This is a genomic window from Streptomyces sp. SID13726 (assembly GCF_010548375.1).
Classification (GTDB): domain Bacteria; phylum Actinomycetota; class Actinomycetes; order Streptomycetales; family Streptomycetaceae; genus Streptomyces.
The window spans coordinates 1-500 of sequence record NZ_JAAGLY010000289.1 but is presented as its reverse complement, the minus strand read 5'-3'; the positions used below and the strand labels follow the sequence as shown (position 1 = coordinate 500).

The window sequence follows — 500 nt, the reverse complement described above, 5'->3', positions numbered from 1 at the left end:
GAAGATCGTGCCGAAGTTCAGCTCGGCCGAGCCGGGGGGCGGACCGTAGTTGTTCGCGAGGTCGAAGTGGGTGACGCCGAGGTCGAAGGCGCGCCGCAGGATCGCCCGCTGGGACCCCAGCGACGCGTCGTCACCGAAGTTGTGCCAGAGGCCGAGGGAGATCGCGGGGAGCTTGAGGCCGCTGCGGCCGGTGCGGCGGTACTCCATGGAGTCGTAGCGCTCGTCGGCGGCGCGGTAGAGGGAACGGTTATTCATGCACTCTGCCTATCACGCCTCCGGGCCCCCGGATCCGAACCAGAAGCCGGGCACCCGGTTCGTGTGCTCACCGCCGCGCGCAGTACTGTGGCGATCGGGTGACGAGCGCTGGAGGGGCTGGTACGCGATGAATCTGCGCGACCTGGTGTATGGGCTGTATGCCCGCCGAGTGGAGCACCGCCTCGATCTGGCCCAGGGACCCAAGCACATCGGTGTGATCCTGGACCGCAACCGGCGCTGGGCCA

General features: G+C 68.4%; 1 protein-coding gene and 1 pseudogene. One reads left to right on the top strand and one right to left on the bottom strand.

From position 1 onward, the window contains the following. The coding region (locus G3I78_RS47680; protein WP_203616517.1) for an aldo/keto reductase at positions 1-255 on the bottom strand (255 nt) is incomplete at its 3' end. 127 nt (positions 256-382) lie between these two features. Here G3I78_RS47680 and G3I78_RS47675 point away from each other — a divergent pair. Beyond that, a pseudogene (locus tag G3I78_RS47675) lies at positions 383-500 on the top strand (isoprenyl transferase); the annotation flags it as partial.